Consider the following 24,840-nt stretch of genomic DNA (forward strand, 5'->3'; position numbering starts at 1 on the left):
TCGATTAGTCCGACAATAGAGTTCAGTCGTTCCCTGGCAACAGAAGGACCAGCCAGGAAACATTCCTTACGAAGATAACCTGACATTACCAGAAAGGAGATCCGTCATGAGACGTGACAAACCAGAAGAGAGCACTGCATTCAACCCGCCAGTCCACAGGAGGGATGAGGGAAGGCATATCAATGTCAGCATCGGTCTTCCCGGTGTTACGGAAGAACAGATCCGGATCGACCTGGAAAAAACAACGGTTACCGTGTCCATAACTATTGACCGGAAGACGTTGAAGAAAGCCATCCGCGTCCCGGCAGGGGCACGGGTCTTTAAAAAGAAGTTCTCTGACGGAACACTGGAGATCGTTTTAGAAAAACCGGTAGCATGAACCTAGACTTTCCCGTCGAATTGCTCATAACGATCAATTTCGAAGAACAGGCCGGCAGGACAAGGTTAACCCTGAGACATGCTGTTATCCCAAAAGGAAAGGAGCGCGACCTGATCACGGGCCGGGTGGATCGATTCGCTCGATAAAATCACCGCCGTCCCTCGGCAGGCCCTGTTCAAAACGAGGGCATGAAACCTCACCTCCGGATTCACTGACCCTGTGCATCTGGCAACATGAAGGGGCTGCACCGTTCCTTTTTTCATTGTTTCAATTTTTGTTTCATGATTTGACTTTTGACAAAGAGCCTATACCCTGTGCCGGGATAATGCGGACTACACGAGGTTGAATATGAAACCATTACCCCCCTCATCAAAGACCGTGCTGAGGATCCTTGGTGCGGAAGGTGCACTGACCCACAAGGACATTGTGAAGAAATCCCATTGCTCCCCAAGGACCGTGCGCTTTGCCTTGCGAAGGTTGAAAGAGAACGACCTGATCATCGAGAAGGCGAACATACGTGACATGCGCCAGATCATCTACCAGAACCGGATGGTCCAGCCGCAGGAGAACCGGATGGCGGAGAGCGTATCCGGCAGCTACCTGTCCATGAACCTGTCGTCACCGGTGGGATGACGAGATGCGCAGTCAACGGGTAACCATCTATGAAAGCGACTATCGATCGGTCAGACTGTACGAGCTGTGGTACCTGCTGGGAGACATGCCCGACATTCTTTGAAGAAAACCCTGACGATCACTTAAGCCAGGTGATTGAAAAGTTCCGGCTCAACGGGAATTGTGCAGAGGGGTCTGTGCCCGATGAGCTGGAAGCCTGTGTAACCGATGCGGCGGACCTCTGTCCGGTGTCGATCATCACGGTAGAGTGACCGGAAGTTGAGGGCCTGGCCGTTAGCGGGACGCGGCTCCCCATACCATCGTTTCTGACACGGCGTCACCGGAAACATTCTCCTCCGATACGCTCCAGACAGGTGCATCTAACACCCGCACATTCACTCCGGCGGGGACGTATACGTACCACTGCTCGATCCACCCGTCCATAAAGGGCATGGTCATCGTGCAGTCATAGCACATTTTTTCCCATCAGAGGTTCTGCACCGGCACCACGCTGTTCCCGATGTGCATCGCCACGCTCCGGGGCAGCTCAATACCGAGCGCCTCTTTTAAGACTCCCTCAACGGTCTCCACCGGCACGAATGCCAGTTCGCCCCGGACATCTTCCGGCACGTCCTGCAGGTCCCGCTCGTTCTCTTTGGGCAGGATGACCTTTTTGATCCCCGCACGATGGGCGGCCAGGACCTTCTCCTTGATCCCGCCAACCGGCAGCACAGCCCCGCTCAGGGTGATCTCACCGGTCATCGCAAGCTCCGGGTCAACGGTCTTCCCGGTGATAAGAGATGCAAGGGCTGTGAAGAGCGTCACACCGGCCGATGGCCCGTCCTTGGGCGTTGCCCCTGAGGGGACGTGGACGTGGATGTCACTCGTCATGAAGTTGAACCCGCTCTCCCCACTTGCGAGCCGGGAGCGGATGAGGGAAAGCGAGATGGTCGCCGACTCCTTCATCACGTCACCGAGCTGGCCGGTGAGGGTGAGCTTGCCGGTCCCGGGCATGAACGTCCCCTCGATGAAGAGGATCTCCCCGCCGACCGGAGTCCATGCAAGGCCGGTCACGACACCGGGGACCGGTTCCTTTCGTGCGACTTCCTGCCGGATCAGTTCCTTCCCTAAAACGTCCGTAAGGTTTTCCGTTGTCACGATGAATGGCAGCTCGGCAGTCCCGGAAACGATCTTCTCGGACACGTGGCGTGCCGCCTTCGCAAGCTGTTTTTTGAGCCACCGGACGCCGGCCTCGCGGGTGTACTTCTCGATTACCACCTTCAGGGCCTCGTCCTCGAACCGGAGTTTCTCCGCATCAAGCCCGTGCTCGGTGAGGGTCTCGGGGATGAGGTGGTCTTTTGCAATCGCGAACTTCTCGTTCTTCGTGTAGCCCGAGATCTCGATCAGCTCCAGCCGGTCGAGGAGCGGGGCCGGGATCGTTGCAAGCGAGTTCGCTGTTGCGATGAAAAGCACATCGGAGAGGTCGTAGGGTACCTCGAGGTAGTGGTCCGAGAACGTGTTGTTCTGCTCGGGGTCAAGCACCTCGAGGAGGGCGCTCGCCGGGTCGCCGTTGTACGACATTGCCAGCTTGTCGATCTCGTCGAGGATGAAGACCGGGTTCTTTGTGCCGGCTTTCTGCATGCCCTGGATGATCCGGCCGGGCAGGGCGCCGACATAAGTCCTCCGGTGCCCCCGTATCTCGGCCTCGTCGCGGACGCCGCCGAGACTGACGCGGACGTACTTCCGGCCGAGCGCCTCGGCAATGCTCTTCCCCAGGCTCGTCTTTCCCGTGCCAGGCGGGCCGGCAAAGAGGAGGATCGAGCCCTGCTTCTCCTGCCGGAGTTTCATCACCGCGAGGTGCTGGATGATCCGCTCCTTCACCTTCTCAAGGCCGTTGTGGTGGCTCTCGAGCACACGCTTCGCTTCCGCGATGTCAATACTCTTCTTCTCTTCAGTCTTCCACGGGAGATCGAGCATGAGGTCGAGGTAGTTCCGGATCACGGAACTCTCGTGGTTCTGGCTGCCCCCGGTCTCGAGCTTTTTCACTTCCGCGAATGCTTTTTTCTTTACGTCGTCCGGCATCGCGGACTGCTCGATCTTTTCCCGGTAGCCCATGTCCCCGGGCGTACCGGCACTCTCGTCCAGCTCTTCCTGGATCACCCGGAGCTGCTCCCGGAGCAGCGCCTCGCGGTTCGATTTGCCCACCCGGTCGGTGACCTTCTTTGCCATCTCGATCCGGATGCTGATATTCTCCCGCACCCGGATGAGGAGTTCGAGGAACGTGATGTACCGCTGCCGGACCGGGACGATCTCGAGGAGCGCCTGCTTCTCGGCGAGATGGACCGGTAAAAACGGCATGACAAAGCCCATGATCTGGTCGACAGAGTCCATCCGGTCGATCGGCCCGGTGAACTGCTCCGAGCCGTTGAAGCGGCTGCTAATCTCGTGGATGGTGAACTTGATGTCCGAGAGGATCCGCTCGCGGAGATCGTCTTCAAGGTCCTGCTCGTCCGGGACCGGTTCGCACGTAGCATAGAGCCGCCCGTCCTTTTCAAAGACGGAGACCGTCTTTACCCTCTCAGTGACCTGCACGCAGACCAGGTACCCGTCATCGGCCGGCTCTACGTGCTGGACCCGGAACAGGTTGCCAATTTTATAGAGCGACTCTGCGTTCAGTTCCATGGGACGCGTGCCGCTCTTCACCGTGAGGCCGATCGCGTGCGCCTCGTTCTCACCAGCGTTCTCCATTACCGCGAGCAGGAGCTCGCCGGTTGCCAGGTCAACCGGGAATTTTGTCCGGCTGTCCGGGTACACGACGATCTCGAAGAGGGGTATGACCATCTTTTCTGTCGTAGTGTCTGTTGTACTCTCGTTTGTTTCTGGTTGCATGGTTGCCTCAATCATTTAGTTCGAATTTACCTAACTAAAGTGCAGGAGAAAAAAATTTACCTGACTTTCTCTAGGATCTCTACCAGGAGTTCCTGCTCGCGTTCATCCAGTGAATTCATCATCCGTTCAATCATCCGTCGCAGCGAGGCCTGCTCGGCCTGTGCGATCGCTTTTCCTCTCTCGGTCAGGCGGATATAGGTGATCCGGCCGTCATCGGGACAGTGTTCCCGGTACACGCACTCCATCCGGACGCACTTGTTGATCATCTCGGTGATCGTGGGCTTGGAGTTCTTCGTGATCTCCGCAAGCCGGCTGAACGTCACATCCCCCTCAGCATCGATCACTTTGAGGTAGGCGATCTGTTTCACCGTCATGTCGGAGAGCCCGCATTCAGAGAAGATCGAGCAGGAGCACTCGTTCCGGATCCGGACCAGGTTGTCCAGTACTTCGAACAGGTGCTCCTCTCGTTCTGTCATGCTCCGATCCTTCGTTAGTTAGGTCTTACCTAATCATAAAGATAGTGGTCGGGGATCTTCTCAGACATTCGTACCATCGCAAAAACCCAGAACCCCTTGGCCCTTACACTCGATCATGTTTATTGGGCACTTTGCGGTCGCCTACCTTCTCATCGCGCTCTTCCCGTCCATCCCGCCCCTCGTCATCCTCTTTGGCGTCAGCTTCCCGGACCTGCTCTGGCCGGTCCTTGTGATCACCGGGAAAGAGAAAGTGACCGTCAACCCCGACAGCCCGCTCCAGAACGCGATCGGGTTCACCTCGTACCCGTTCTCCCACTCGCTCGTCACCGGTTCCCTGATCGCCGCAATCCCGGGGCTCGTTATTGCGTACTTCGTCAGCCCGCTCGCCGGGCTCGTGTTTGTCGCCGCCTCGGCCTCGTCTTCCACCTGATCAATGCGAATTCGTTCCTCGGGTTCGGCATGAAAAATCCCTTCACTCCCCGGAGTTATGCGGTTGCAGCGCTCGTCGGGTTTCTCGCGTTCATCGGGATCGCGACGTGGATCTTTGCGGGCATGTGACCGGGCAGCCTGCTCGCCGGAGCGGGATCGACCACCGCTGCCGTCTCGTTTGGCTTTACGGTGAAGGCGATACCCCCGGCCCCCGTCGGGAACGTTGGTACTGTCTCAAGAGTTAATAACGCACACGCCTATGGTTCGTTACAGGCACCCCGATCTGTACCGGTGCCGGGAGTTGCAGCACTATGCAGGAAATAATCAAAAAGATGATCACGGAGGCGATGGCCGCCCAGCACGCCGACGTGAACCAGGTAAAGAAGAAGCGCGGGCAGGATTTTGTCATCGACGACACGAAAGCCTATGTCGATGCGGTCAAGGGCATGAAAGCCGCCGGGAACCAGAGCAAGGCAGTTTTTGCGCTGCACACCGATTCGGTCAACGCCCATTACGCGATCCTCAAGGGCCTGACCACCACGATCCGCCCCGAGGACGACCCCTTTGTCGAACACTACCAGACGCCGGTCATCATGGAGATGCTCTACGATGCGGACCCGAAATTCAGGAAGAGCGTGGAGGTCTTCATCAAGGCGGTCGGGAAAGCCGAGGCCCTGATCGGAAAGGAGTCGGCCCGGCGGTACGCAGGCTTCTACGGCCCCACCTGTGTCGTGGACTTTGCCCTGATCCCGGGCAGCAGCAGCAACATTGTCAACCAAATCCTCAAGACGGCCGATATCCCGGTCGCCCACAAGCAGGCGATCCTTGCCGCCAAGTCATGGGGCATGAACACCTCGTACGGCATCGGGGACGTCTTCGCCCACGCGGTCGAAGGCGGGTCAACGCTCGCCGACGCGGTGAAGAAAGAGGTCTCGATGATCCAGTCCATCTACGATACGCCGGTCGATGCCCAGGCAAAGCTGATGGACAGCGTGGGCCAGAACTCGTTCGACTGCCGGAAGTACATGAAGGACTACCGCACGAAGATGCAGGGAGCCGTCAAGGCCTCGCTTGACGAGGGCGTCCACTACGGCAACATCGTGACCGTGCCGGCCTACTGTGTCGGCGACATCGCACACCACATCTCGCAGTCCACGTACAACATGTGCAAGGACGATGTCACCATGGCGGTGATCGAGGCCGTGACCGAGGTGATGGACAAGACCCTCAAGGCGGCGGCACCGAAGATGAAGACCCCGCAGGAGGTGCTCTCGGTTGCCACCGGCTCATCGGCCAGCGCTGCTGAGTATATCCTCGAACTCGACGGCTTCAACGCGATTATGGTCGTGGACATGTTAACGAAACGCTACCACAACTATGTCCAGCTCTACCCGAAGCGGAGTGCGGCAATCGAGCTCCACAACTGCGACTTCATGGACATGATCTACCGGGGCTGGAAGATGGTGGACAAGGCACGGAGGATGCAGGCATCCGGGCCCGGCCCGATCATCCCGAAGGTCGGCGGCTTTGCTGTTGACCTCTCGCCCATCCTGAAGAACGAGGTAATCGCAAACCCGCAGCGGTACGCGTACCCTGCCTGTGCGATGACCGTCCGGTTCTCGGCAATGATGCGCCTCTCCGACTACCCGTGCCTGCTGACCAGCGAGCCGGTCACGGCAACGCTGATGACCAACATCATTGCCCTCAGCAAGGATGTTGCCGCCGCACCCGCACGGATCTGCAAAGACTGTGCGTCCGCGGCCCTGATGGACTTCCGGCACTGCTCCTGCCAGTGGAAGGACGCGGTCTGATTCCGGTGCCGGGATGAGGTGGAGACCATGAAGTGTTATGTCTGCGCAAAGGAGGGAAAGGAGAGTACGGCCGTTGCGGTCTGTGTTGCCTGCGGCATGGGGACGTGCATGAAGCACACGATAAGGAAAGAGATCGATGTCTGGGAGGGGAGTTATCCGCTTCCCTCGCACAAACTGCCAGGGAAGATGCCCCGCATGCTCTGCCCGGACTGCAATGCCGCGTACGGGGATGGTACGTAATGGCAACGCTTGCCAACCGGAGTATCGCCGAAGCGGTCGGGACGGCACTCCTCGTGTACTTCGGTGCCGGGGCAGCGGCGATCACCCTGATGATCGCAAACGGGACGAAGCCGGCAACACCGTTCAACATCGGGATCGGGCAGCTCGGCGGGCTCGGCGACTGGTTTGCGATCGGGATTACGTTTGGTATCGTCATCGCCGCGGTCATCTATGCCCTTGGCCGTGTCTCCGGGGCGCATATCAATCCTGCCGTGACCATTGCGCTCTGGGCAACGAAACGGTTCCCGTCCGGTGACGCGATTGCGTATATCATCGCCCAGTGTATCGGGGCCGCAGCCGGGAGCCTGCTCTTCTTCCTGACCGTGGGGATGGATGCCGTAACCATCGGAGGGCTCGGGGCGACCGCCCCGTTTCCGGGGATCGGGTACGGGCAGGCGATCCTTATCGAAACGATCGCGACCTTTGTCCTGATGCTCGTGATCATGGGTGTTGCGGTGGACAAGCGTGCCCCGCCGGGGTTTGCCGGTCTCATCATCGGCCTGACCGTGGCCGGGATGATCACGATGGCCGGCAACATCTCCGGTGCATCGCTCAACACGGCCCGTACGTTCGGGCCGTATCTGATGGACTTCCTGCTCGGGGGCTCGAACCTCTGGGCGTTCTTCCCCATCTATATCATCGGCCCGGTCATCGGCGCTGTGCTCGCGGCATTCTTCTACGACCGGATCAGTGCAGAGTGAGCCTGGTCCCGTCACCTTTTTTTGGCCCGGCGCCCCTGGACACAACCGTGTCCGACTCCCCGCGTTAGCTCTATCCAAACCGTTATTGCGACAGTGCAAGATATGCCCGTGTATACACGGGAGGAACAACGATGCCAACCTCAAAAGACGGTAAGCTGGAACTGCTGAGCGACAAAAACAGCGCCCTCGTGCTCGTGGACTACCAGCCCACGATGTTCTCGGGCGTGGGATCGGGTGACAAGACGATCATCCGGAACGCGGCGTACTGTGCTGCAAAAGCCGCGAGCATCCTGGACGTGCCGGTCGTGCTCTCGACCATCAACCCGGAGCACAACGGGAATTTCCTTGCGGATGTGACCGCCCTCTTCCCCGGTCAGGAAGTGTACGCCCGGCCGGTGCCGGGCTTCGATGCGTTCGAGGACAAAAAGACCTACGGTGCGTTCAAAAAGACCGGCCGGAAGAAGCTGGTCATTGCCGGGCTCTGGACGAGCATGTGCTTCTGCTACACCGCCCTGCACGCGATCAGGGACGGGTATGAAGTGTACGGGCTGATGGACGCGGCAGGCGATTCCACCCCCGATGCCCACAAGTACGGTGTCAGGCGGATGCTGCAGGCCGGGGTGATCCCCATCACGGTCGAGTCACTGGTCTCGGAATGGATGCATGACTGGGGCAACAAAAAGGCGATGGAACTCGTGCGGGACGTGTACTCCCGGTACGGGTACATGATCGGGCTCCGGTAAAGCGGGGGACCAGGCACCGGGGTACCATGCTGTTTGAACGGTTTGTATCGGAAGGGCTCGCCCACTTTTCCTACATCATCGGCTCTGGGGGGGAGGCGGCGGTGATCGACCCCCGGAGGGACTGCGCCGTCTACCCTGACCGGGCAGCAGAAAACGGCATGAAGATCACCGGGATCTTCGAGACCCACCGGAACGAGGACTACGCGGTCGGGTCCGGTGAGCTCGCCGCAATCTGCGGGGCGCCGGTCTATCACGGGGCCGCGCTGCCGTTCGCGTACGGGACCCCCGTCCGGGACGGCGACCGGTTCCTGTTCGGGGACCTCGTGCTCACCGTCCGGGAGACTCCGGGCCACACCATGGAGAGCATCTCGGTGGTTGTCACGGACTCCGCAAACCCCGGGCTCCCGTCAATGGTCTTTTCCGGCGACCTGCTCTTTGCCGGCGACACCGGCCGTACCGATCTCGGCAGGCCCGGGACCGCAGACGCGATGGCCGGCGCCATGTATGACAGTATCCACGACAGGGTCCTGCCGCTCGGTGACGGGACGATCGTCTTGCCGGCACACGGGGCCGGGTCGGTATGCGGGGGCGCGATCGCGGACCATCCCGTCACCACCATCGGCTTCGAGCGGAAGGCGAACCCCGCCCTTTCGCTTGACCGGGCCGCCTTTATTGCGCACAAGACTGCCGGGCACCATTATCGCCCGCCGTACTTCCGGGCCATGGAGCGGTTCAACCGGGAGGGGTGGCCCCGGCTCCCCCCGGGACCGCACCCGGACCCGGTCACGCCCGCGGCCCTTAAAGACCTTCTCTCAACCGGCGTGCAGGTCGTTGATATCCGGTCGCCAACGGCTTTTGCCGCCGGGCATATCCCCGGGAGCATCTCGCTCTGGCGGGAGGGCATCCCGGCGTTCGCCGGCTGGGTCCTGAACTATGATGACGGGATCGTCATCGTGGACGACTTCAATACCAATCTCGACACCGTGCAGCGCGACCTCCGGCGGCTCGGTTACGACCGTCTCACCGGGTACCTTGCCGGGGGGTTCATTGCCTGGGCAACGTATGCCGGGGAGATTACACACACCGGGACCTGTTCCGTGCAGGAGGCAGCCCTCCTTGTCAAGGATCCGTCCCTGTTTGTCCTTGACGTACGCGACATCAGGAACCGGGAGGCCTTTGGCCATATCGAAGGCTCGCACCACATCTACGTGGGGGAACTCCCGCAGCACATTAATGAAATCCCCAAAGACCACCCGGTCCTGGTCTATTGCGATGCGGGCTACAAGGGCAGCCTCGCTGCAGGCATCCTTGCCCGGCACGGCATCACCCGGGTGACGAACCTGCTTGGCGGATTTGCCGCATGGAAGAAGGCGGGGTACCCGCCCGGAAAATAATATCCCGAAATCCTGTTTTACTACGCGGGTCCACGGGCCCGACCGGACCGTGAAAAAATGCAGTCAGGCGTCATCCCGTATTAAAGAAATTCCCTACATCTCAACCCGCGTCACGACACCGTGGATCCTGTCGGCCGGCAGCTTGTAGAACTGCACGAGTGAGGGGGAGAGGCGCCTGATGGCGGCAAAGACACGCCAGACAATGTTGGTGGTGATGACATCTTCGATACCGTAAAAGATCGTCAGCTCGTCAATCTCTGCTTCTTTTAAGATGTTTGCGATATTGACAAATTCCATATAGCCGGCATAGATCTCGAAGATCGAGAAGCCTTTCGTAACTTCGCGGGTAAAGCCCCAGGTTATGCCGAATGGTGCCTCGGTCCTGTTGATCGAGACGATGATATTGTCATCATAGATGATCCGGTTATTGAACATGGTCCGGGGGATATACTGCGGCAGGGCGCGGAAGTCACGGGCAAAGAAGAGCGCCGTGCCGGAGATCCGGTTCAGGGTATTATAAGCATCGTTGAACCGGGCAAGAAAATCATCGAACGGGACCGGGGAGAGCGCGGATGCGAGTTTCTTCTGGCCCTGTACAAAGACCAGGACAATGGCAAACGGGACAGCGGCAATCACGAGCGACCAGTAACCGCCGTAGGGGATCTTGTCGAAGTTGGCAAGCAGGAACGCGACCGTGATCCCCAGGATGACTGCCCCGATCAGGGAGCGTATAATCTGGCCCCGGAGGATGAGGATCCACGTCACAAAGATAGCCGTGATCACCATCGTCCCGCATACCGCAAGGCCGTAGGCATGCGTGAGGTTGGCCGAGGACCGGAAGATCACGATGATGAAGAGGACTGCGAGGAGCAGCGCCCAGTTGACGACATCGATATAGATCTGGGAGCGGAGCAGGGGAGAGGTATAGTCGATGCGTAACAGCGGCATCATCCGCGTGGTGATTCCCTGGTACACGATAGAGAAAATTCCCGAGATCATGGCCTGCGATGCAATGACCGTGGCGGCGATGCTCAGGAGCAGGAAGGGGATATACACGATCCGGAACTGCGAGTAAACCATCTCGAAAAGAATGTTGTGTGCACCGGGATGGGTGAGGATGAATGCGCCCTGCCCGAGATAATTTATCGCAAGCACGAAAAAGACGATATGCCATGCCCGGATGATCGGGCCCCGGCCCAGGTGCCCCATATCGGCATACAACGCCTCGCCCCCGGTTGCAACAAGGATGACCGATGACAGGATTAAGAACCCTTCAAGCCCGTGGGAGGTGATGTAGTGGATCCCGTACACCGGGTTGACTGCATACAAGACCCCGGGTGCGGACCAGATGGCGACAAGTCCCGTACCCGCGAGTACCGCAAACCAGATGAGCATGACCGGCCCGAACGTCCATGCAATCCGCTCGCTGCCCCGCGCCTGGATGGAGAAAAGGCCGATCGCGATGAGTCCCGCGATGATCATCAGGGTCGTCTCGCGGGTGTGTTCAAAACCCGGGATGAGGACGATACCTTCCACCGCGGAGAGCATGCTGATGGCCGGGGTGATGACACCGTCGCCGATGAAAAGGGCGATCCCGACAATTGCGAGCAGGGAGACAAATGCTGCCAGCGTACGGGACTTTAACATCGGGAGCAGGATCTCCCGGAGCACGATCGTCCCGCCCTCGCCTTTTGTACCGAGGTGCATGGCAAGATACGTGTACTGGACGGTGACGAGCATGGTCAGGGTCCAGAGGATTAACGAGAGCATCCCGAGTACATTGTCACGGGTCGGCTGGATGATGAAAAAGATCGCTGTAAGTGCATAGATGGGACTTGTCCCGATGTCGCCAAACACGAGCCCCATGGATTTGACGACACCATTCAGGGAATTGTGCGTCACTGAGTAGTGCTATTCCCAGATCACCGCTTAATGCTTTGCTCTCATCACCGGGCAATTACTGAGAGAGACCGGTCATGGTACCACCAGGAGCGTCAGGATTGCGGAGACGAAAGCCGGGGGGACCCTCAACAGGTCGAAGACCGACGGTCTTCTTATGCTTCAGTTCAGATGACCCTCAACAGGTCGAAGAACGGCGGTCTTCTCCTGCTTCGGGTCTGATAACCCTCAGCAACTCGAAGACTGCTGCGCAATCCATCGAAGAACGGCGGTCTTCTCCTGCTTCGGGTCTGATAACCCTCAGCATGTCGAAGACCTGCGATCTTCTTATGCTTCGGGTCTGATAACCCTCAGCATTATACCGGGTTTCCCTTTTCACCCGTGAACCGGTACGCCCCTTTCGGCACCACCATCTCGAACCGTGCCCCTTTCCCCGGCTCACCGTTTTCGGTAATCGTGATACCGGTGATCGAGAGGATCTCGCGTGAGAGGAAGAGGCCAAGGCCGGTATGTTTCCCGTAGCCCTGCTCGAACAGGCGGGCTTTGTCTTCGGTTGCGATCCCGGCCCCGTTATCCTCGCAGACAACCACGAGCCCGGCACCGGTCTCACGGGAGGTGAGGCGGATGGCAGTCATTGCCTCACCGCCATAATTCAGGGCATTGTCGATCAGGTTATAGAAGACCTTCTCGAACAGGGAATCTGCATAAATCTCAATGTCCGACCGGTCAACCTCCACCCGCACATCCCGCATGGGCAGGGCTTTCTCTGCCCACATGACACTTGCATGGATGTCCTGCCAGACGGGAGCGGTTGTTCCCATCTCCTCGTAGACCTTGGTGAAATCGAGCTGGTGCCCCATGGTCTGGGCAATATTCATCTCTGTTTTGAGATATTCTGATGCCGTAACGTTACTCCTGAGTTCTTCTTCCGAAAGCTGGAGATATGCCATGAGGGCCGTGAGCTGGTTCTTGATGTCGTGCCGGGTGATTGAGGAGAGGATCGTGAGTTTTTTATTGACCCGGGAGAGTGCATCCTCTGCTGCCTTCCGCTCGGTAATATCGGTAATGACCGATAAGCCTGAAGGGAGTCCTTTGTCTTCGATCCGCACGGTATTGATCAGGCAGTGGCGGACCGTGCCGTCCCGGAGCTGGATATCAATCTCGCTGAGATGTTCCGGGTACTCTCCCCTATGGATTGCACTGATCACCCCCCGCACAGCCCCAGCGCTCGCTGGTGCCAGGATGGAATAGATGGATTGCCCGACAAGGGTTTCCTGTGGGGATCCCAGGAGCCGGGCCGCTGCCGGGTTGGCGTAGTGGATGAACTCCCTGTCGTGGATGAGAATATAATCAGGGAGGTTGTCCGCAAGGTTCCGGTACCGCTCCTCGCTTTTTCTGAGCTCTCCCTGGGACCGGGCCATATTGAGCATCAGGAAGGAGGCCGTGAGGATGATATCCATGAGGATCGTGACGATAAAGAAGATCGGGTTAATGGGATCCGGGCCCCCAAGTGAGTGGTCCCCGGGAGTGACAAGCCCGTTGACGACAATCGCGGTCCAGAGGACCGCAGTGACCAGGAGTGCCGCGGCAAAGCTGTACCTGAGCAACCGGGTGTCCGGTTCACCTGCCCGTATCGCGATGAGGGCGGTTGCAACAAAGCAGGGGACAATGAGCAGCGCTATGACCACGCCACGCATGACAACCGAATCGCTCACGATCATAAACCAGAACAACAGGAGAGCGGCCGGTACCAGGACACCGTACACGATCTTCGGGAGTGCAGCTGACCGGAAATATCTCCCGGTACTGTCGAGCCGCATCATGACCGACAGCGCGATCAGAAAATTTGCCACCGTTGAGGTAAGCAGAACGGGCACGGCTCCTTCGAGCACATACAGGAAATACCCGCAGGACGTGACCATCAGGGAAAGCATCCATGTCCTGAACCCCACGTAGGTCTTCTGGGACTTCCAGAAGGTAAAAAGCATCAGCGTGAGGACTACATTGACGAGAAAAAGGATCAGGAAAAGGGTACGGATATCCGGTATCCACATGGTTTTTATTCTCCGCCCGGGGGTACCTCACCGTACATCCCGATACAGTTAATGCTGGTGGATATTTTCCTTCTCACGTTATGAATATTCGCAATGCCCGGCACACACCTGCAGGTTATTACCGGATGGGGATCTTCTCTGCTGTTTTTGCTCTCCTCACGGTGTGGGCCGGGGAAAACCGGGCCCTGCCGGACAAACCCGGGCCGTGCGGGCAGGGAAGGTTCAATACGTGCTGCACCCGTATCGTATCTCATACCCGGGAAAGGACAAGACGTGACCCCGAAAAGACCTGGATACCTGGTACAATGGGATACCTCCGGCCGGTTCAGCGCCGGGGATATCATTGCGCATGACCAGTACAATGCGGCAAAAGAGGAGTACGAGGTCCGCATGAAGGACTGGAGCGGCGATGCACAGAAGGGCGAGGACGGCGCATTCCATATCTCCGGGCGGAAACGCGACCTGGTCAAGGGGTTCCTGGAAGAGAAACGGTACGCCCTCACCGCTGAATATTACCATTACGCGATACGGGCACGCGGAAAAAAGGTGGACCCCGCGGCCATCCGGCAGAAGATCCAGGACCTCGGCCTGTCGTGCCTCTGGGTCCATGTGACCGGTGAGACCGGTCCTGAGCGGAACCCGCGGGCCCGGAGATAAGCGGGAACTTTTTCCGGCACCGGGCGAAGGGATTGCCGGGAAAAACCGGGATTTTTTTTGGTCTTCTGCTCATCCTCCCACACTTCCGGAAGCATCACCACAACCGGTGCTCCCCCGTTACCCGGCCCGCCGTTTTTCCATCACCATCGCCCGATTCCTGGCGGGAATTGATGAGAGCAATATTACTCTATAGATCTATATTCTGAATATATGTAAATATAGTTTATGGCGAATAACAATATATTTCCCCCCGGGAAATTGTGGATAGAACACCATGAATCAAAAAAGGAGTTCAATCCTGATCATTGCCGTAAGCCTTGTCGCGGTCCTCATGCTCGCACTGGCTGCCGGTTGTACCGCCAAAGACACCAATGCTGGAACAACAACGCCAGCTCCCGCCACAACACCGGTTGTTGCAGCACAACAGCAGGCTCCGTCTGCTGCTCCTGCAACGCCGGCAGCAGCACCGTCAACTGCCGCGCCGGCCTCAACCGGCGAGAAACAGACCATCAAGATCAGTGGTTCAACCACGGTCCTCCCGATCGTCCAGAAGGCGGCCGATGAGTACATGGCAACCCACGCGGACGCGGACATCCAGATCTCCGGTGGCGGGTCGGGTGTCGGCATCCAGGCCATCGGGGCAAAGACCGTTGACATCGGCATGTCCTCCCGTGAAGTGACCAGCGCAGAGATGGCCAAGTACCCGGCGTTTGTCATCACACCGGTTGCCCAGGACGGTATTGCTGTTGTCGTCAACCCGGCAAACACGATCCCGTATATCACGCTCGACCAGATCAAGAACATCTACCTTGGAAAGATCACCAAGTGGAGCGAGATCACCGGTGCGGATGTCCCCGGCACCAACAACCAGATCGTGATCATCGGCCGCGACAGTGCGTCAGGGACCCGCTCCTACTTCGATGAAACCGTGCTTGCCAAGGCAAAACCCACAAGCAAGATGCTCGAGAAGAACTCCAATGGCGCCGTCCTCCAGACCGTAGCCCAGACCCCCGGCTCCATCGGGTACGTCTCCATCGGCTTTGTCAGCGGCGAGGTCAAGGCACTGCCCGTCTGGTATAATGCCAACAGGATCATTGCACCGACCCTTGACAATGTCAAGAGCAGGGCATACCCCGTCTCCCGTGAACTCTATGTCATCACCAACGGCCAGCCCTCCGGTCTTGCCGGTGACTTCATCAGTTACATCCTCAGCACTGACGGCCAGAAGATCGTTGCCGATGAAGGGTACGTGACACTCGGCTGATGCGAGGTAAGAACAACATTTTTCAGGAGGCGACGTACCATGAAATTCCTAAAAAAAGTGAACGGTGTCTTTTGCGCCTCCGAAGGCACTGCCCGGTTATCCGCTCTCAAAGAACAGTCCATCAAGACCATCTTCTTCTTCACAGCCGCTTTTGCCGTTATTGTTGTCTCGTTCATCCTGCTCTTTTTGTTACGGGACGGCTACCCGATCTTTATTGATGTCGGGGCGATCAATTTCCTCATCGGACCTGAATGGGCGCCGACCGCGGCGGAGCCATTGTATGGCATTTACCCGCTCATCATCGGCACCCTCCTCGTCACCCTCGGGGCCATGATCTTTTCCGTCCCGCTTTCTCTCGGCTGTGCAATCTACATCTCTGAACTCGCCACTCCCCGGATCAAGGCGGTCCTCAAGCCGGCCGTTGAACTGCTGGCCGGGATCCCCTCGGTCGTGTACGGGTTCTTCGGGCTCATCGTGCTGACGAATTTCATCCGGGTGAGCTTCGATATTCCCACCGGGGAGACCTGGCTTGCCGCCTCGGTGCTGCTCGGGATCATGGCCCTCCCCACGATCATCAGCGTCTCCGAGGATGCGATCAGTTCCGTCCCCCACGAGTACAAGGAGGGGTCGCTTGCGATCGGGGCAACGCGGTGGCAGACCATCAGCAGGGTCCTCGTGCCGGCAGCGCTCTCGGGCATTGCCGCCGCGGTGATCCTCGGCATTGGCCGGGTGGTCGGCGAGACCATGGCGGTCCTGATGGTTGCCGGCAATGCGGCGATCATCCCGGACCCTATCTGGAACATCCTCTCGCCCCTGCGGACGCTGACGGCAACCCTCGGGATCGAGATGGGCGAGGTCTCGGTAGGCAGCGAGCACTACAGCGCCCTGTTCGGGATCGCGGTTGTCCTCCTGATCATCACGCTCATCATCAACCTCTCTGCCGTCGCCATCCTCCAGCACCTCAGGGAGCGGCGGACAGCACCTGCAGGGCGAAAACCGCTCATCCCGCCCGGTACCCGGCAAAAAATTGTCTTTGCCGCAAAGATGCTCGGCCTTGCCTTGCTGCTGGTGCTCCTCACCGCCATGTCCTGGTGGCTGGCACCGGTGGTCCTGCTTGCAGGAAGCCTGTGGTTTGCCGGCAGGCCTTTCATGTCGGAGAACACGATCCAGAAGAGTGCCTTTTGCCTCATCGGCGCTGCAACGCTCATCGTCCTTGCCATCCTGCTCATCATCCTGTCAGATATTGTCATAAACGGCATCCCGGCCCTGTCCTGGGAGTTCATCACCCAGCCGCCAATGGATCTCGGCCGGGCGGGCGGGATCTTCCCGGCCATTGTCGGCACGCTTTACCTCGTTGCCGGTGCGATCGCCATTGCCCTGCCGCTGGGGGTAGGCGCTGCCATCTACCTTGTCGAGTACACCCGCGAAGGAAGGATCACGAAGGTCATCCGGACCGGTGTGGACCTGCTCAACGGCACGCCCTCCATTGTCTTTGGCCTCTTCGGGTTTGCCTTCATCGTGCTCTACCTCAATGCCGGCGTGTCGCTCCTTGCCGGGCAGGTCACCCTCGCCCTGATGGTGCTCCCGACCGTTATCCGGACAACCGAAGAGTCGTTAAAGAACATCCCGCAATCCTTACGCGAAGGGAGCCTTGCCCTCGGGGCCACCCGGTGGCAGACGATCAGCAAGGTCGTCATTCCCCCGGCCGTGCCGGGGATTGTCACCGGCGCCATCCTCTCCATCGGGAGGGCGGCCGGGGAGACCGCCCCGATCATGTTCACGGCGGTCGTCTTCTCGTCCCGGTTCCTGCCCGATTCAGTCCTTGATCCGGTGATGGCACTGCCCTACCACCTCTTCATCCTTGCAACCAACGTGCCCGGGGCATCCATGAACCAGTACGGGACCGCGCTCGTCCTGCTCCTGCTCGTCATCGGGTTCTACGCGGTAGCGATCATGGTTCGAACGCATTTCCAGAACAGATCACGGGGATAAAAATGTCAGATGCTGCGATTATCACCACAAACAACTTAAACCTCTGGTACAGCGGGAAACACGCGCTCGAGTCGGTCTCGATGAAGGTCCCGAAGAACCGGGTGACCGCCCTGATCGGCCCCTCCGGCTGCGGGAAATCGACGCTGCTCCGGTGTTTCAACCGGCTGAACGATCTCATCGACAACGTGAAGATCACCGGGGAAATTACGCTTGATGATGAGAACATCCATGCACCTTCACTGGATGTCGTGACCCTCCGGAAGAAAGTCGGCATGGTCTTCCAGAAACCCAACCCGTTCCCAAAGACCATCTACGACAACGTCGCTTATGGCCCCCGGGTCCATGGCATCCGGGACAAAAACGAGCTCGACCGCATCGTTGAGCAGGGCCTCCGGCACGCCGCGCTCTGGGACGAGGTGAAGGACCGGCTGGATGACTCGGCGCTCGGCCTCTCGGGTGGCCAGCAGCAGCGGCTCTGCATTGCCCGCACCCTTGCCGTTGAACCTGAAGTGATCCTGATGGATGAGCCGTGTTCTGCACTGGATCCGATCGCAACGTCAAAAATCGAGAACCTGATCGATATGCTCAAGGAAGATTACACGGTCATCATCGTCACCCACAACATGCAGCAGGCCGCACGGGTGAGCGATTATACGGGGTTCATGTATCTCGGCAAACTGATCGAATGCGGCAGGACGAAGCAGATCTTCGAGCACCCGACCGAGGAACTGACGGAGAATTATATCACGGGGCGGTTTGGGTAGGTGACAAAAAATGGCAGAAAAATTCCATACGGAACTGGACAATCTTAAATGTGAGACGGTGGAGATGGCGCACTTCGGGCGGGCCATGTTACGGGACGCAGTCGACGGGCTGATCCGGCAGGACAAAGTACTGGCAGAATCCGTTGTAGCCCGGAAAGAGGAGATCCACATAATGGAGGTCCGTCTCGAAGAGCACTGCTACCAGCTGATCGCGCTCAACCAGCCGATGGCAAAGGATATGCGGGTCATTGCGTGCACGCTCAAGGTGATCACCGCGTCACTCCGTATCGGGCGCTACGGGAAAGTGATCGCAAACATTGTCAAGGAGGTTGCGGACAACCCCCATATCGCAAACCTGATGAGCATCCCCCATATGGCAGAACTGGTGATCGAGATGATCGACGACGCCATCCAGGCCTATGAGACCGACAACCTCCGGCTCATCGATGCCTTCTCCTCGCGGGACGATACCATCGACGCCCTCCGCCACTCGATCTTCCGGCAGGGGATCACCTACATGATGGAAGACCCCCGGACGATCTCGCGGTGCACGCATTACATCATGGTGGCCCGGTATCTCGAACGGTGCGCGGACCATGCCTGCAAGATCGCCGAGAATGTCCAGTACATGGAAACCGGGGAACGGGTGGAGATCCACTAGAAGCGGTCCGCCCGGAGGGGCACGGGAAATGAAGACGGTTCTTTTCATCTGCTCGTTCAATTCGGTCAGGTCACAGATAGCCGAGGGCCTGCTCAATACCCGCTGCCCGGACCGTTACCGGGCATTCTCGGCCGGGGTTGCTCCCGGGGGCCTGAGCCCGCATGCTGTTGCGGTAATGGATGACGTGGGAATCGACATATCGTTGCAGAAGTCCAAGAAGCTGACCGTTTTCTCCACAACGCGGTTTGATTATATCATCACGATGTGTGATCATGTGAAACTGGCGGCAGCCACATCCTTTCCGTCAGGGGGGACACGGGTCCACCGGCACTTTGACACGCCCTCTGAAGTACGGGAAGACAAAACCGCAATCCTTACGGATTTCCGTACCCTGCGAGATGATATTGACGCATGGCTGACGAAAATATTTCCGGATTGTCCAAAACAAGGAACCTGAACAGTACGAGGAGGGAGAATGACCGAACGGGAACGTGAGACGAATGCGAGGGAAATGGATTGCAGGACCGTTGAGAGAAAAGGACCGAAACCCCGGGTCCTTTTTACCTGCACGCACACCCCGGCCCGGTCCCGGATGGCCGAGGGGTATCTCCGGGCAACGTATGGCCATCTCTTCGAGGTGGGAAGTGCGGGGACCGGGATGCGGGGGTTGTATCCATGGGCCGTGGCGGTGATGAAGGAGATCGAAATTGACATTTCATGCCGGCGTTCCAGGCTCATTGCAGATTCTTTTGACGGGCGGACGGATATTGTCGTAACGATCTGTGACACTGCGCACCAGGCCTGCCCCTTCTTCCCGGGTGCAAAGAACCGCATTCACGCAAGCTTTCCTGATCCCTCGGCATGCACCGGGACACCGGACGAATGCCTGGCCCGGTTCCGCCAGGTCAGGGATAAAATAACTGCCTGGATTGACACGTTCTTTGTCCCGCACTACGGGTATTCCCCTTCGACAGGTTGCGGGCGAGCCGGAAACGAAGGGGAGTGTGTGAAAAAAGAATTCCATCATGCTCCATTCAATCCCGAAATTCACCGGGCGGAAAACGGCGTCATCTACCAGTCTGTACGGTCCTGTGATCTCGAGCGTATCTGTGAAAAGTGAGGAAATATGCAGGTTATCCGAAGGAAAAATACCGGTCATTCTTTTACTAGGGTGAGAGTCTCAGAAAAATTCAGCGAACAGGAACCCATGCACCCGGATGATTACCAGGCACATCTTGCCTGGGTAACTGCCCGGCGGGTTCACGAGAACCTGCTGAAAAACACCGTTGCAGGAGAGCGGGTCGCTCGCTGGATTACCGGGTGATGTCGCGGTTCCGCACGGAGAGCATAAAGATCGCGGTGACGGCGACCGCAAGGACAAGACCTGCAGTGAACCCGGACGGGTAGCCGGCGAGGGTGATGATAATCCCGGTGACGAGCGGCCCGGCCGCGTGCCCGATATCCATGATCGACGAGAGGGCGCCCATCGATGCGCCGATCTCTTCTGTTTTTGCCACGTCGGCAACGTACGCGCTGGTCGCGACCGTGGAGAGGGAGATCCCAAGGCCGAAGACCGCACTCGCGGCAAGGAAGCCGGGCCAGGTTGCGGCAAACGGTACGGCGGCGATGGCCCCGCCCGTGACGAGCAGCCCGGCGATGATCTGGATGCGCTTGTCGATCCGGTCCGCAATCCTGCCGAAGAACGGTTTTGTGACGGCGATGATCAGCACCTGGATTGCGAAGATGATCCCGATCTGGTACGCCTCGAAGTGGAGCGCGAACAGGTACACCGGCAGGAAGGTCTCGAAGGCGCCAAAGGCAAAGTACGTTGCCATGTCCGCGAGCGCCGTTGCCCTGAGCCGGCGGTTTCCCGCGAAGGTGGCAAGGCTTTCCTTAAACACGGAAATGCCCGGCAGGTGGAGCGACCCGGGCGATTCTTCGCGGTACCTAAGGATGAGGATAAAAACCGGGACCGCGGCGAGAGCGGCAGCAACGTACACCATCCGGTACGGGAAAAGCCCCGGGGTGAAGGCAAAGGCCGTGATGATGATCCCGCCGGCAAGAGGCGCGATGGTGCGGCCGATGAGCGTTGCAGAAGAGTAGGTGCCGAGCATCTCGCCCTTTGTATCCGGGAAGCGCTCGGCGATGATGGCCGAGACGACCGGCCCGAGGATTGCAGTGGCCGTGCCATGGAAAAACCGGACCGGGACCAGCCAGAGCGGATCGGCAATGAAAAGGTAGAGCAGGGGCGCGAGGAGGAACACGCAACCCGACGCGACGAGCAGGCGCCGCCTCCCGATGCGGTCCGACAGGACCCCGACCGGAAACGAGAACAGGATGCCGGCAAGCGGCGATACGGCGGCAATGAGGCCGAGCACGGAGTCCCCGGCACCCATCGCGGTTACGAAGAGGGGGAGCACGGGATTTTTGGAAATCGTTGTCGAGAAAATGGCAAAGAACCCGATCAGGGAGAGATAGTACATCAGGGTGCGGCTGGCCCCGGGCTGAACTCCCTTGACTGTCGGGTCTGCTGACATCGTCAGGGAGTAATGGGATGTGATGATAATTAAGCCGGGGGTGATGCGTTTGCATTGGTTGAGTCACCGGCTAGCGTTATGACAACGGAAATCCTAGGCTTACATAAAATAAGTCACGGCAATGTCATATTGCATAGAATTCCTCCTTGTAAAAGAGAGAAAATCAGAAAATTGTTTTCGGTGAGGCTGTATTGATTAATCGCGCTGTTTCGTACCCTTCAAGCACATCTATTCCCTTAATGTAGATTCCATCTTGATATGATGCAATAGACACTAATTCCCCTTTGTCGACTAAACCGAATCTATGAATTACCGTTAAACCGGTTTGTTCAGGATTTTCCAGTGTGCCTTTAAACAAGGCAATCCCCGGACTGTAATCTCGAATATATTCATTTTTTGTTGATGAATATACAGGGTGTTCAAGAGGGCTTATTTTAGTATCGCTAGTATTACCGGGAGTAAGATCATCGGTGAATTGCATCTGAACTCCACAATTTGCCAAATAATCCATCATCGACATAAATCCAAAATAGGTCAATCCGCCACCCTTTCTGGGAACATTTTTAAAAGTAAAGGCAATCTGGCGCCAAATCATGATCAATTCTTCATAAGCCTTATACAGATCTTTTGGATTTGGACAATCATTGGGAAGAATGTAGTCACCATCTTTTGCATGAAAAAGCTTACAACGGAAATTTTTGTAATGATGTTCTTTGATTTCAGCCATTGGATTTTGTGAATTAGGTAAAAGTGTGTTAAGAGGGATTTGTTGTTCTACTGTGGATAAGGCACGAAGTAACCAATCGCTTTCTCCTTCACGCTTACGGCGAGGTGCAATTTCCTGAAGTAATTCTTCAAAAGCAAGATAGAGCTCCTGATATGCTTGATATGGATCTGTTTCCGATTGAGAAATTCTGTAATAACGAAACGCAGGAATCCAATGGAGTGTAGGTACTGGGGGTGGTTCAATAAGATTTCCGTTTTTATCACCTACCGTGAGGTTTGCTTCAAGACTAAATCCAAAATCAGCATTTGATATTATTCGTAAAAATGTCCTGCCCTCTTTGCTAAAAAGTAGTATATATTTTTGACCTGGACGTTGCGTCATCAACTGAGATTTATGTGTAACGGATAAGATATCCAGATACTTCTGACAGTATTCAAATCCCTGAGTGATAATCTGTTCTTCAGTTAGAATATCTCGACATCTGGCTATTATGTTCTGATTATTTTTCTGGATCTCTGTCTCCCATTTTCCGGATTCGAACTCATAAATACCATCAACCGGACTTTTTTCAGATAAAGAATAAGATACTCCACAATTGAACACATTTCCATTATGTGGATCTCCCTCTTTCCCACCGAGATAGATTTCACCGATTTGAACCATTATGACCCCGATCAATAATTATGACTGGCCAATTCTTGAAGTATATTCAATCCTCTTTTCGTATCTTCAATTATATTAAATCAAACTTATGTATTTGGATATCCTCTATTTTTAAAAAAAATCAAAAAAGAAAAATTCTCTTTATCCACAGTTGATTGTGTATTTTCTGAAGATTACATCTCTCATCTCATACCTTCGGGATTCGACAACTCGAAGATTGCTGCGCAATCTTCTCCTGCTTCGGGTTTGATAACCCTCAGCAAACCACAAACTGCAATACCATTCACGGACACCGGTTGAGTATGGAACCGTTCCGGGAGCCTGGTGCATAGTGCCGGAGACATGCCCGTTCTGCAACCCCCCTGCCGGGGAGATCGTAGCGAAAAATGAGCTCTGCTATGCCTTCTGGGACCATTACCCGGTCAGCAGGGGCCACCTGCTCGTGATCCCGTTCCGGCACACGCTGGATTTTTTCTCGATGACACCGGAAGAGGGACAGGCCCTGCTCGCGTTGATCGATGTGTGCAAAGGCATTATCGATGAGAAATATTCTCCCGACGCGTACAACATCGGGTTCAATGTCGGGGTGGCGGCCGGGCAGACGGTGATGCACTGCCACTGCCACGTGATCCCGCGGTATACCGGGGATGTCTTAAACCCACGCGGGGGTGTGCGGGGGGTCCTGCCGAAGAAGAAGCCGATGGGGCAGTGCGGGTCAGGACATACGTAAAAAAACCGGGGGTGGGGGCTGCACAACAACCGGTTCCGGCAGCCGGGCCATTTTCCCCGGGTATCTCGTTTAAAAAGAGAATTTTAGATCTCGTTCTGGTATATCACGACATCAAGAACCTTCCCGATTTTTTCACCGATATTTTTCAGGTGCGCACACCGGGAATAGCCGGCCTTTTCCATCAGCCGGATACTTGCGCGGTTTTCCCCGCAAAGGGTTCCGACAAGCACATGAATGCCTGCCTTTTTTGCCGCAGCCTCAAGATGGGCCAGGGCGGCAAGGCCGATACCCCTGCCCGTGAATTCCGGCCTGAGGTAGATACTCAGTTCGGCAGACCGGTCGTATGCCTGTCGCTTTTTGTACTGCGTTAAAAAACAATACCCGATCATTTCGCCATGGTCCTTTATCAGGAATGACGGGTATTTCGGGTGAGAGACGAAGAGGAATTCTTCCAGCTCAGATTTTGACAGTCTCTCGCTGTGAAATGTTGCGGTTGAATTTGAGATATAGTGATTGTAGACCGCGAGGATCGCTTCCAGATCGGTGCCTGTGACCGGGGAAAATTCCACCATCCGATTAACTCTCCGTTGGTTCTGATATGAATTCATTACGGCCGCAGGGGAGATCGGTCATTCCTTTGGATCCTCCCCCATGCAGTGTGCGGGCCGGCACATTGTTTTCATTCATCCCGCCAGTCCTGCCGGTCGAGCCAGTACATATACACGAGGGCCACGGCCAGGCAGAGGGCGACAAAGAGCGTGGGCATGTACCACTGCCCCGAGAGGTACTTCAGCATGGCCGAGAGGACGAGCCCGAGAGCGATCGCGACGACGAGCATGCTGGTGATCACTTTTGGATTGGTAAACGTGGTATAGACCTGCTGGACATCCATGAGTGCTCTGACGAGTTGTTGGGCGGGGGTGGAGAAAAAAGGTTTGGAGGGGGGGTATGCCGCCACAATCCTCAACGTTCTTTCATCGGGTCTTTTTCCTGCAGGTCCTGCCAGGTTGTTTCCCCGGATTAACGCTTCATTTCAAAAACAAATTGAAAATTTCTGCTCTGTTGAAATCCTCATCCAAAAATGGTTGTACCGACGACCAAAAGATCTAAGGTACAATGTCTCCTTTTCTTGAGTGTGAAATCAAATAGAAAGGAGACACTTAAGAAATCAGCGAGCCG

The 24,840-nt window shown here is 57.0% G+C and carries 27 protein-coding genes; 19 read left to right on the forward strand and 8 right to left on the reverse strand.

Features of this window, described 5'->3' with window-relative positions; all coding sequences use genetic code 11:
• The first annotated feature begins 106 nt into the window (after window positions 1-106).
• From M0R30_RS11575 to M0R30_RS14795, 4 genes are all read left to right on the forward strand, one after another.
• Complete coding sequence (locus tag M0R30_RS11575) at window positions 107-379, forward strand: Hsp20/alpha crystallin family protein (protein ID WP_292547032.1); 273 nt, start codon at window positions 107-109, stop codon at window positions 377-379.
• A 348-nt stretch (window positions 380-727) separates the two neighbouring features.
• The gene (locus M0R30_RS11580; protein WP_292547034.1) at window positions 728-1,012 is read left to right on the forward strand and encodes a winged helix-turn-helix transcriptional regulator; all 285 of its coding nucleotides are present in this window, start codon (window positions 728-730) and stop codon (window positions 1,010-1,012) included.
• 29 nt (window positions 1,013-1,041) lie between these two features.
• The gene (locus M0R30_RS11585; RefSeq protein ID WP_292547036.1) at window positions 1,042-1,263 is read left to right on the forward strand and encodes a ferredoxin; all 222 of its coding nucleotides are present in this window, start codon (window positions 1,042-1,044) and stop codon (window positions 1,261-1,263) included.
• A gap of 47 nt (window positions 1,264-1,310) precedes the next feature.
• Window positions 1,311-1,463, forward strand: coding sequence for a plastocyanin/azurin family copper-binding protein (locus M0R30_RS14795; protein WP_366513134.1), 153 nt, complete (start codon window positions 1,311-1,313; stop codon window positions 1,461-1,463).
• 14 nt (window positions 1,464-1,477) lie between these two features.
• On the opposite strand, the gene lon is transcribed toward M0R30_RS14795, so the two are convergent.
• On the reverse strand, window positions 1,478-3,880 hold the full coding sequence (gene lon, locus M0R30_RS11595) for an endopeptidase La (RefSeq protein ID WP_292547040.1): 2,403 nt from the start codon (window positions 3,878-3,880) through the stop codon (window positions 1,478-1,480).
• A gap of 56 nt (window positions 3,881-3,936) precedes the next feature.
• Window positions 3,937-4,356, reverse strand: a complete 420-nt coding sequence (locus M0R30_RS11600) for a MarR family winged helix-turn-helix transcriptional regulator (RefSeq protein ID WP_292547042.1) — start codon at window positions 4,354-4,356, stop codon at window positions 3,937-3,939.
• Between the two features lie 115 nt (window positions 4,357-4,471).
• On the opposite strand from M0R30_RS11600, the gene M0R30_RS11605 reads away from it, so the two are divergent.
• From M0R30_RS11605 to M0R30_RS11630, 6 genes are all read left to right on the forward strand, one after another.
• Complete coding sequence (locus M0R30_RS11605) at window positions 4,472-4,786, forward strand: hypothetical protein (RefSeq protein ID WP_292547044.1); 315 nt, start codon at window positions 4,472-4,474, stop codon at window positions 4,784-4,786.
• Window positions 4,787-5,096: 310 nt separating this feature from the next.
• A complete protein-coding gene (locus M0R30_RS11610; RefSeq protein WP_292547046.1) occupies window positions 5,097-6,596 on the forward strand; it encodes a DUF2193 domain-containing protein in 1,500 nt (499 codons plus the stop codon).
• Between the two features lie 27 nt (window positions 6,597-6,623).
• The gene (locus M0R30_RS11615; protein WP_292547048.1) at window positions 6,624-6,836 is read left to right on the forward strand and encodes a DUF2180 family protein; all 213 of its coding nucleotides are present in this window, start codon (window positions 6,624-6,626) and stop codon (window positions 6,834-6,836) included.
• On the forward strand, window positions 6,836-7,576 hold the full coding sequence (locus M0R30_RS11620; protein ID WP_292547050.1) for an MIP/aquaporin family protein: 741 nt from the start codon (window positions 6,836-6,838) through the stop codon (window positions 7,574-7,576). Before M0R30_RS11615 ends, M0R30_RS11620 begins: the two co-directional genes overlap by 1 nt.
• A gap of 131 nt (window positions 7,577-7,707) precedes the next feature.
• Window positions 7,708-8,319, forward strand: a complete 612-nt coding sequence (locus M0R30_RS11625) for an isochorismatase family protein (RefSeq protein ID WP_292547052.1) — start codon at window positions 7,708-7,710, stop codon at window positions 8,317-8,319.
• 26 nt (window positions 8,320-8,345) lie between these two features.
• Window positions 8,346-9,713 (forward strand): MBL fold metallo-hydrolase, encoded by a 1,368-nt coding sequence (locus tag M0R30_RS11630; RefSeq protein WP_292547054.1) that lies wholly within the window; start codon window positions 8,346-8,348, stop codon window positions 9,711-9,713.
• Window positions 9,714-9,806: 93 nt separating this feature from the next.
• Here the strand turns inward: M0R30_RS11630 and M0R30_RS11635 are convergent, their stop codons facing one another.
• Window positions 9,807-11,615: a KUP/HAK/KT family potassium transporter gene (locus M0R30_RS11635; RefSeq protein ID WP_292547056.1), complete on the reverse strand. Its 1,809-nt coding sequence runs from the start codon at window positions 11,613-11,615 to the stop codon at window positions 9,807-9,809.
• A 353-nt stretch (window positions 11,616-11,968) separates the two neighbouring features.
• A complete protein-coding gene (locus M0R30_RS11640) occupies window positions 11,969-13,666 on the reverse strand; it encodes a PAS domain S-box protein (protein ID WP_292547058.1) in 1,698 nt (565 codons plus the stop codon).
• Window positions 13,667-13,939: 273 nt separating this feature from the next.
• On the opposite strand from M0R30_RS11640, the gene M0R30_RS11645 reads away from it, so the two are divergent.
• From M0R30_RS11645 to M0R30_RS11680, 8 genes are all read left to right on the forward strand, one after another.
• The gene (locus tag M0R30_RS11645; protein WP_292547060.1) at window positions 13,940-14,323 is read left to right on the forward strand and encodes a hypothetical protein; all 384 of its coding nucleotides are present in this window, start codon (window positions 13,940-13,942) and stop codon (window positions 14,321-14,323) included.
• Window positions 14,324-14,597: 274 nt separating this feature from the next.
• The gene (locus M0R30_RS11650; RefSeq protein ID WP_292547062.1) at window positions 14,598-15,587 is read left to right on the forward strand and encodes a phosphate ABC transporter substrate-binding protein; all 990 of its coding nucleotides are present in this window, start codon (window positions 14,598-14,600) and stop codon (window positions 15,585-15,587) included.
• 39 nt (window positions 15,588-15,626) lie between these two features.
• Complete coding sequence (gene pstA, locus M0R30_RS11655) at window positions 15,627-17,579, forward strand: phosphate ABC transporter permease PstA (protein WP_292547064.1); 1,953 nt, start codon at window positions 15,627-15,629, stop codon at window positions 17,577-17,579.
• Window positions 17,580-17,581: 2 nt separating this feature from the next.
• Entirely contained in the window at window positions 17,582-18,343 is a 762-nt protein-coding gene (pstB, locus tag M0R30_RS11660) for a phosphate ABC transporter ATP-binding protein PstB (RefSeq protein WP_292547066.1), read from the forward strand.
• A 10-nt stretch (window positions 18,344-18,353) separates the two neighbouring features.
• Complete coding sequence (gene phoU, locus M0R30_RS11665; protein ID WP_292547068.1) at window positions 18,354-19,004, forward strand: phosphate signaling complex protein PhoU; 651 nt, start codon at window positions 18,354-18,356, stop codon at window positions 19,002-19,004.
• Window positions 19,005-19,032: 28 nt separating this feature from the next.
• Window positions 19,033-19,461 carry an arsenate reductase ArsC gene (locus tag M0R30_RS11670; protein ID WP_292547070.1) on the forward strand — a complete coding sequence of 143 codons (429 nt, stop codon included), beginning with the start codon at window positions 19,033-19,035 and terminating at the stop codon, window positions 19,459-19,461.
• Between the two features lie 18 nt (window positions 19,462-19,479).
• The gene (locus M0R30_RS11675) at window positions 19,480-20,124 is read left to right on the forward strand and encodes an arsenate reductase ArsC (RefSeq protein WP_366513131.1); all 645 of its coding nucleotides are present in this window, start codon (window positions 19,480-19,482) and stop codon (window positions 20,122-20,124) included.
• Between the two features lie 51 nt (window positions 20,125-20,175).
• A complete protein-coding gene (locus tag M0R30_RS11680) occupies window positions 20,176-20,328 on the forward strand; it encodes a hypothetical protein (RefSeq protein ID WP_292547072.1) in 153 nt (50 codons plus the stop codon).
• Here M0R30_RS11680 and M0R30_RS11685 read toward each other — a convergent pair.
• Both M0R30_RS11685 and M0R30_RS11690 read right to left on the reverse strand, forming a co-directional pair.
• Window positions 20,318-21,541 (reverse strand): MFS transporter, encoded by a 1,224-nt coding sequence (locus M0R30_RS11685; protein WP_292547074.1) that lies wholly within the window; start codon window positions 21,539-21,541, stop codon window positions 20,318-20,320. The two genes, M0R30_RS11680 and M0R30_RS11685, sit on opposite strands and share 11 nt — an antisense overlap.
• Before the next feature lie 163 nt (window positions 21,542-21,704).
• Window positions 21,705-22,931: a hypothetical protein gene (locus tag M0R30_RS11690; RefSeq protein WP_292547076.1), complete on the reverse strand. Its 1,227-nt coding sequence runs from the start codon at window positions 22,929-22,931 to the stop codon at window positions 21,705-21,707.
• Between the two features lie 331 nt (window positions 22,932-23,262).
• Between M0R30_RS11690 and M0R30_RS11695 the strand changes: the two genes are divergently transcribed.
• Entirely contained in the window at window positions 23,263-23,661 is a 399-nt protein-coding gene (locus M0R30_RS11695) for an HIT family protein (RefSeq protein ID WP_366513132.1), read from the forward strand.
• A gap of 83 nt (window positions 23,662-23,744) precedes the next feature.
• On the opposite strand, the gene M0R30_RS11700 is transcribed toward M0R30_RS11695, so the two are convergent.
• Window positions 23,745-24,233 carry a GNAT family N-acetyltransferase gene (locus tag M0R30_RS11700; protein WP_292547078.1) on the reverse strand — a complete coding sequence of 163 codons (489 nt, stop codon included), beginning with the start codon at window positions 24,231-24,233 and terminating at the stop codon, window positions 23,745-23,747.
• 107 nt (window positions 24,234-24,340) lie between these two features.
• Entirely contained in the window at window positions 24,341-24,619 is a 279-nt protein-coding gene (locus M0R30_RS11705; protein WP_292547080.1) for a hypothetical protein, read from the reverse strand.
• Between the last annotated feature and the right edge of the window lie 221 nt (window positions 24,620-24,840).

The organism is Methanoregula sp., from assembly GCF_023227875.1.
In the GTDB taxonomy this organism is placed as follows: Archaea; Halobacteriota; Methanomicrobia; order Methanomicrobiales; family Methanospirillaceae; genus Methanoregula.